Origin of the sequence: Desemzia sp. FAM 23990, assembly GCF_045528485.1 — a bacterium.
Taxonomy (GTDB): domain Bacteria; phylum Bacillota; class Bacilli; order Lactobacillales; family Carnobacteriaceae; genus Desemzia.
Genome location: NZ_JBGQQW010000023.1, coordinates 50,016 through 57,900, shown reverse-complemented (window position 1 = coordinate 57,900; position 7,885 = coordinate 50,016). Strand labels below are relative to the sequence as shown.

Below are 7,885 nucleotides of genomic sequence, written 5' to 3'. Positions count from 1 at the left end.
AGATAACATTAATCGCAATCGCTTGCGCTCTTTTTTTGGACAACTGAAAAATCGGAAAAAAAGCTGTTTAGTTCTATTGAACTTTTCTCCATTTCAAATTAGCCCAATTGTTCAGTAGGCATTATGTTATGGTTAAATCAGAGATAGAAATGAAAGGGGAAAGTATGAATGAAAGTATTAGTAGTCGGAGCAAATGGAAAAATAGGACGTCAAGTGGTAAATATGCTGGAAGAAAGTGATACTCATTCCGTCACAGCCTTTGTACGTAAAGAAGAACAAGTAGAAGAACTGAAACAAAAAGGTATTGAGGCTTATTTAGGCAATTTAGAAGGACCTGTAACAGATTTAGAAGAGGCTGTTAAAGGGAAGGATGCAGTGGTATTTTCAGCTGGATCTGGCGGAAGTACTGGTGCAGATAAAACGTTATTGATTGACTTAGATGGCGCTGTAAAAGTGATGGAAGCTGCTCAAAATGTCGGCGTTAACCGATTTGTAATGGTCAGTGCATTTGGAGCCAACAATCGTGAAGGTTGGAGTAGAGACATGAGACCTTATTACGTTGCCAAACATTATGCAGACAAGGCCTTGGAACAAAGCGGCTTAGAGTATACAATCGTTCGTCCAGGTGGATTGTTGGATGAACCCGCTAAAGATAAAATCAAAGTTGCAGGGAATTTAGAAATATCTGAATCAGATGAAAAAACTGTTCCTCGCGAAGATGTAGCCAAAGTGATTGTGACTAGTTTAGACAATGAAAAAACTTACCGCAAAGCTTTTGACTTAGTGACCGGGGAACAATCGATTGAAGAAGCGTTGAACCAACTGTAAAAATAAGAAGTACCGCAAATGTTGTTTTTAACAGTTGTGGTGCTTTTTTATATGGGTTTCAAGTTTTTTTTAACTTGTCTAGATATTTTCCTGCAGTAGATTAGTGTACTTTTACATCTTGGAATCAATTGAAACTAGTGATGGTTATAAGAAAAAAATTAACACAATTGATTGTATTAATTTTTTTGGATGTTAAGATAGTAACGAGACTCTTTTTGAAAGCGGTGTCTTTTTTTGTATGAGGAAATAAATTAGAGTAGGAGGAATTATAAGCTATAAACTACCAAGTTTACAATTTAAAGAAAATTACGAATGAAAAAACAAAATGAAGGAGTATACTAACGAAATGACTAATCATACTTATAATGCTTTTCATCTCCGTTTTGGAGATAGAAATTTGATTCCAGAATTAAAAATATTGATGGAAAAGGTACTCGCTCCGGCTGGAGTAGATATGCTTATTCTAGAAATTGATAAATCATTTGTTTTTAAAAGTCACCCCGAAATCGATGGTGGGAAAAACGCATTAACAACAGATGATGCTGCTAACTTATCAGCATTTTCAAGAAATTTAGGTATAGAGATTGTGCCATTGATGCAAAGTTTAGGACATCAAGGTTGGGGAGGAAGTAGAAGTGCGTTACTAACAGCTTATCCTGAATTTGATGAAACGCCTAACATTCCGTTGGATGCTGAATGGCCGGAAATTTTTTGCCGCAGTTGGTGTCCTCAACATCCAAATGTAAATGAAATCGTTTTTGATTTGATGGATGAACTGATCAATGGATTTTCTGCAAATTATTTCCATATTGGAATGGATGAAGTATATGAAATAGCGAGTGATCAATGCGAGCGATGTAATGGTGGAAACCGCGCAGAACTATTTACTAAAGCTGTAAATGATATGTATTCCCATTTGAATAAAGAATGTGGAGTAACAGTTATGATGTGGGGAGATAGATTAATTGATGCAGAATTATTTGGCTATGATAATTGGGAAGGGGACACATTTGGTACTTTCCATGCAATCGAAAACATACCAAAAGATATAATTCTGTTAGATTGGCATTATGATGAACGCGAAAATGGATTTCCAACACCAAAATATTTCATGGAACATGGATTTTCTGTAATGCCATCATGTTGGTTCAAACAAGATGTTGCTGAACAACTATTTAATGAAGCAAATACTGCTGCGAAAGAAGTGAAAGCTTCTAATCAGTTTTTTGGTAGACTAGTTACTTCTTGGCATTCATGGAATGAAGAAGCATTTGATCGCTTTATTTCATTTTCAGAGAAAGAAGGACAAGATGGAGAAGAACAGTGGAGACTTTATAATACGCTGCAGAAAGTTACTTCAATGAAATAGTATTAAAGGTATATCATAGAAGGTCTATTTTTTATATAGAGACCTTCTTATTTTTTTGCAGAGTTTTTAAACAATGAGATATAGGGAAAGTACTCGTAAAAGCCTATGACTAGCAGTTAAGCAAAAGGAAAATGTGTATATAACGTTCAATGTGTATTTATTGCAGTTGTATTGAAAAGGCTTTCAAACTCCTTTAAACTAAAAAGTGAGCTTAAACATGAAAAAAATAGGAGGAAAATATAGTATGCTAAAATTACATCTTATTGGTGATTTGCAAGATCTGGAAGCTGGGTTGAAGTTACTGTCTCATGAATATAAGTTTGAAGAAAGCGAGGCAGGAATTCCACTTGAAATTCAAAAAAGTTTAGTGAAAGACAAACTATTCATTAGTTATGACGGTCAAAAAGGAATTATTGAGTACACTTCTAAAAATTCTTTTTTCAGGTTATTAAACTTATGGCTTTATCAATATAAAAAGAATACCATTTTCTCAGTTCAAGAAAAGGATTGCTTTGATAAAACAGGCGTAATGGTAGATGCATCAAGAAATGCCGTTGTAAGTGTTAGTGGAATGAAACTAGTATTGAATTACATGGCTAAACTCGGTCTAAATTTAGTTATGCTGTATACAGAAGATACATATGAAGTAAAAGAGTACCCTTACTTCGGTTACTTACGAGGAAGATATACACATGAAGAAATGAAAGAGATGGATGATTACGCTTTTGAATTGGGTATAGAGATGGTTCCATGTATTCAAACATTAGGACATCTTTTCAATGCTTTAAAATATGAATATGCAAATGGAATCAAAGATACATCAGATGTTGTTCTTGTTGGTGAAACAAAAACATATGAGTTTTTAGAAAACTTGATTCAATCGGCTACTAAACCGTTTAGATCAAATCATATCCATATCGGAATGGATGAAGCATTTGGATTGGGAACAGGTGTTTATCGCTCAAAAAATGGTATACGAGACAGCTTTACCATCATGAATGAACATTTAGAAAAAGTTATTGCTATTACTAAAAAGCATGGCTTAGAAGCAATGATTTGGAGCGACATGTATTATCGTTTTGGTTCAAAAACTGGAGATTATTATGATTTAGAAAGTGATATTCCTGAAGAAGTTATTAACGATATTCCAGACGTAGATATGGTTTTGTGGGATTACTACCATGAAGATGAAAAAACATATGACATTTTGTTAGGAAAGCATAAAGAAATGAAGAAAAAAGTTATATTTGCAGGTGGAGTATGGACTTGGAATGGAATCGCTCCAAACTATGGGAAATCATTTGAAACAACAAAAGCAGGGTTAGCTAGTGCTAAAAAGAATGGTATTAGAGAAGTATTTGCTACGTTATGGGGTGATGATGGTGGAGAAACACCAATTTTATCTGCACTGCCTGGGTTACAACTATTCGCTGATTTATCTTATCGAGATGAAGTAGGTGAAGCTCAAATGAGAGAAGAGTTCCAATACAATACAGGATATTCTTTAAAAAAGTTTATGTTATTAAATGATTTTGATGAAACTCCAGGCGTTATGGAAAATAATTTAAATACCTCGGCTGCATCGAAGTTTTTATTATGGCAAGATCCATTATTAGGGCTGTATGATCAAACTGTTGCAGGGCTTGGCTTAGGCGAACACTACCAAAACTTGTCGATTCAGTTAAAAGAATTAGTCTCTAAAGAAAATGATTTGACTCCATTATTTGAGTTCTATCATACATTAGCCGTGGTTTTAAGTGTAAAAGCTGAATTAGGAATTCGTTTAAAAACTGCGTATGATACAGATAATAAGGATGCATTGAAAAATGAAGTAGAACAAATGAAGGCTCTTCAACGTTCACTTAATGAGCTTCGTATAGCACACCGAAATGTATGGATGGAATACAATAAGCCATTCGGATGGGAAGTTCTAGATATTCGTTATGGAGGGACAATTTCTAGAATGAGTACAGCTGTTGACCGAGTAACTGATTATTTAAATGGGAAATTGGATGAAATTTCCGAATTAAAAGAAAATAAATTACCATTCTCTAATCCTTATTATCTCGGGGAAGGAACTTTAGGAAGAGGATTATATAAAGACATGGTGACACCAAGTAAATTATCTGATGTTTAGTAAATAAGTGAAGTGTTAGATTTAAAGTGGATAGAAAGGCGGAGGAAAAGAATGAAAAAAGTACTTTTATTAGTTATAGCTGGAATTTTTTTAACTGGATGTAATTCGGTAGCAGTATATCAAGACCCGAAAACGGTTAGTTACTCTCTCGAAGGTGAATACGATAATACTGAGGATGCGCAGGAAGTAGTTCAAGTTATTCAAGATAATTTACATTACGCTCAAGAAGAAGATATGGAAGGGTACCTGTCCACTCTCATTTCCTCCGCACGAGAAGAGACGGAAGAAGAACTTTTTCCATTTTTTGAATCCTATGACTTGGAACACACGGTTTTAAGTGTAGAAATACTGGACCAAGAAGAAAACCGCATGTTGATTAAAACGGAACAACAGGCAGTTATGGTGGATTCAGTAGACGGAGCAGAACAGTATAGAGACCATATAGCAGAAGCAAATCATACGGTGATAAAAGAAAATGAAGAATGGAAAATTGAAGAAACGATAATGACTGACACATTATTTTTAGATTAGAGGGAAGAAGATGAAATATGCAAATTGGAACAATGAATTAGGAAATCCAGAGTGGTTTTTACACGATCGATTTGGAATGTTTATTCATTTTGGCTTGTTCAGTCTAGCTGCACGCCATGAATGGCTAATGACCACAGAACAAATTTCTCCAGAAGATTATTATCACTATTTTGAACATTTTAATCCAGAATTAATGGATATGAAGGCATTAGCTAAAGCAGCAAAAGGAACGGGTATGAAATATGCAATACTTACGACTAAACACCATGAAGGATTTGCCTTGTGGGATACGGAATATTCAGATTATAAAATTACAAATACTTCATTTAAAAGGGATTTAGTACGAGAATTCGTAGAAGCATTTCGTGCTGAAGATATCAAGATTGGTTTATATCATTCTTTAATCGATTGGCATCACGAAGACTTTACAATAGATGGTCTTCATCCACAAAGAGAAGATGAAGAATATAGAAAATCAAACAACACTCGAAAAATGGATATTTATTTAGAGTTTTTAAAAAAACAAGTAACAGAATTATTGACAAACTATGGAAAAGTAGATTATCTCTGGTTTGATTTTTCATATGGCCATCGTGATTGGGGATGGTCCAAAGGAAAAGGCAAAAACGCATGGAAATCAAAAGAAATTTTAGATGTAGTGACAAAATTACAACCAGATATTCTAGTTAATGATCGATTAGACTTAGGTTTAGGTGTTGTAACACCTGAGCAATACCAACCCGTTCAGCCACTTGAAAAGGATGGGCAACCAGTCATTTGGGAAGCTTGTCAAGCGATGAAACCAACCTGGGGTTACGATCGTGACGCGAAAGATTGGAAAAGCAGTGAAATATTGCTAAAAATGTTGATTGAAACAGTATCCAATAATGGGAACTTTTTGTTAAATATTGGTCCAAATGGGAAAGGTGAATTAGATAAAAGAGAAGAAAACAGATTAAATGATATTGGTGACTGGATGAAACGAAACAGTAAATCCATCTATGGAGCAGGACAAAGTCCGTTTGAAGCTCCAAAAGACTGCCGATATACACAAGTCGGAACTAATAAATTGTATCTTCACATTTATTCTTGGCCATTAAGACACATTCATTTACAAGGATTAGCTGGAAAAGTACAATACGCACAATTTTTACATGATCATTCTGAAGTTTTCTTTAGAGAGTTTGATCCTGAAGAGGTCATTACAAGTACAGAAACGCTCATTGATAAGGATAGTGTCATGTTAGAATTGCCTGTCGAAAAACCTGAAGTTTTAGTTCCTGTAGTCGAGATTTTTCTGAAAGATTAAGGAAACGAAACAAAAGTATAAGGAGTGCAGTTATGCAATGGTGGAAAGAAACTGTCGTATATCAAATTTATCCGAGAAGCTTCCAAGATACTAATAACGATGGGATTGGTGATCTTTCAGGAATCATAAAACATTTGGATTATTTAGAGAAGTTAGGCATTGGAGCAATTTGGTTAAGTCCGGTCTATCAATCACCTAATTTTGATAATGGATATGATATCAGTAACTATGAAGAGATCAATCAAGAATCGGGCTCGATGATTGAAATGGAATTACTTATTGAAGAAGCAAGGAAAAGAAATATACGCATTTTAATGGATTTAGTATTGAATCATACAAGCGACAAGCATCATTGGTTTTTAGAAGCAAAAAAAGGGAAAGATAATCCATACCGCGATTATTATATTTGGAGAGATTCAAATAAAGGAAAAGAACCGAATGACTTAACAGCGGGGTTTGGTGGATCAGCTTGGGAATATGACCAAAAGAGTGAACAATACTACTTTCATTTATTCAGTAAGCAACAGCCGGACTTAAATTGGGAAAACCCTCGATTACGGCAGAAAATATGGCAAATGATGAGCTTCTGGCTCGACAAGGGAGTAGCAGGTTTTCGCTTAGATGTTGTGGACTTGATAGGCAAAGTCCCGGATGAAAAAATCACTGTAAATGGACCAAGATTGCATGATTATTTGCAAGAAATGTATCGAGAAGTACTTGCAGACAGAGATACCCTGACTGTTGGAGAAGTTTGGAGTGCCTCTCCAGAAGTCGCACAGCTTTACGGTGACCCTTCAAGGAATGAGTTATCCATGGTTTTTTCTTTCGAACATATGGTATTAGATGAACAACCAGCTAAATCTAAGTGGGACTTGAGGGTATTTACTTTACTCGAACTAAAGCATGCTATTGCAAAGTGGCAAGTAGCATTAGATGGAAAAATATGGAATAGCTTGTTTTGGAACAATCATGATCTTCCAAGAATCGTATCTAGATGGGGAAATGAAAAAGAATATCGTGTAGAAAGTGCAAAGATGTTTGCAATCATTCTTCACCTATTAAAAGGTACACCCTACATTTATCAAGGAGAAGAAATTGGAATGACTAATTTTCCAATTTCTGATATTTCAGAAGTTAATGATATTGAAACACGTTATATGTATTTCAAACGAATTAAACAAGGATACTCGCAAAAGGATATTTTTCATTCTATAAATGCTAAGGGACGAGATAATGCTCGAACTCCAATGCAATGGAGCGAGAGTAAAAATGGTGGTTTTACTCAAGGAGAACCTTGGCTCCATGTCAATCCCAATTATTCTGATATTAATGTAGAAGCAGCATTAGCTAATCCAAATTCTATCTTTTACACCTATCAGAAATTGATTAAATTGAGAAAGGAAAATCCTATAATTATTTGGGGAAAGTTTAAATTACTTCTTCCAAATCATCCGAAAATATTTGCTTATGAGCGTATTTATAAAGAAGAAACTTGGATAGTGGTGGCAAATATGAGTGAAAGCTATGTATCTTTCAGTTTGAATGATAGTCTAGATAAAAAACAATCAATTATTGGAAATTATCCAAATAAGGTTTATCAATTGAATAAACTTAATTTGCGTCCGTATGAAACGTTTGTTGTAAAGACTCACAATTAATAAAAACAATTTTAGTTTTTTTGTTAAACCTGCGAGAAGAACGATAGAAATAA

General features: G+C 34.6%; 6 protein-coding genes. All 6 read left to right on the top strand.

Features of this window, described 5'->3' with window-relative positions:
• Window positions 1–168 precede the first annotated feature (168 nt).
• Window positions 169–828: an SDR family oxidoreductase gene (locus ACEN4I_RS09880; protein ID WP_407103053.1), complete on the top strand. Its 660-nt coding sequence runs from the start codon at window positions 169–171 to the stop codon at window positions 826–828.
• Between the two features lie 325 nt (window positions 829–1,153).
• Window positions 1,154–2,197: a family 20 glycosylhydrolase gene (locus ACEN4I_RS09875; RefSeq protein ID WP_407103052.1), complete on the top strand. Its 1,044-nt coding sequence runs from the start codon at window positions 1,154–1,156 to the stop codon at window positions 2,195–2,197.
• Window positions 2,198–2,441: 244 nt separating this feature from the next.
• Entirely contained in the window at window positions 2,442–4,334 is a 1,893-nt protein-coding gene (locus tag ACEN4I_RS09870; protein WP_407103051.1) for a beta-N-acetylhexosaminidase, read from the top strand.
• A gap of 51 nt (window positions 4,335–4,385) precedes the next feature.
• Window positions 4,386–4,865 carry a hypothetical protein gene (locus tag ACEN4I_RS09865; protein ID WP_407103050.1) on the top strand — a complete coding sequence of 160 codons (480 nt, stop codon included), beginning with the start codon at window positions 4,386–4,388 and terminating at the stop codon, window positions 4,863–4,865.
• 10 nt (window positions 4,866–4,875) lie between these two features.
• Window positions 4,876–6,174 (top strand): alpha-L-fucosidase, encoded by a 1,299-nt coding sequence (locus tag ACEN4I_RS09860; RefSeq protein WP_407103049.1) that lies wholly within the window; start codon window positions 4,876–4,878, stop codon window positions 6,172–6,174.
• Between the two features lie 32 nt (window positions 6,175–6,206).
• A complete protein-coding gene (locus ACEN4I_RS09855; protein WP_407103048.1) occupies window positions 6,207–7,832 on the top strand; it encodes a glycoside hydrolase family 13 protein in 1,626 nt (541 codons plus the stop codon).
• Window positions 7,833–7,885 lie beyond the last annotated feature (53 nt).